This window comes from Halomonas sp. ND22Bw (assembly GCF_003011945.1).
Classification (GTDB): domain Bacteria; phylum Pseudomonadota; class Gammaproteobacteria; order Pseudomonadales; family Halomonadaceae; genus Halomonas; species Halomonas halophila.
Genome location: NZ_PXWD01000920.1, coordinates 1 through 270 on the forward strand (window position 1 = coordinate 1; position 270 = coordinate 270).

A 270-nucleotide genomic window follows, 5' to 3' on the forward strand; every position below is an offset into this window, starting at 1 on the left:
GAAGCGCAGTGCCGACCGCGAATAGCGCAATTCCCAGTTGCGATCATCGGTGGTGACGATCGTGCCGGTGCGCAGCCGGCGCTTCAATTCCTCACCCGATTGCCCCGACACCGTTTCCGCCGCGCGTGCGAGTGCCTGCTGGACTTCCGCGTTCGCGGGCTCCGGGTTTTCGGGGGGCAGCATATCGTCGAGGACATGATCGTCGCGCAGATAGGCATGCGCCAGGACGTAGTCGCCGATCCGTTGCGACGGCCGCAGCCCGCCGCAATG

Annotated in this window: 1 protein-coding gene; it reads right to left on the reverse strand. The window is 65.9% G+C overall.

What is annotated here, in order from left to right; genetic code table 11:
* On the reverse strand, positions 1-270 hold a 270-nt coding region (locus CVH10_RS20825), incomplete at both ends, for a hypothetical protein (RefSeq protein ID WP_369335928.1).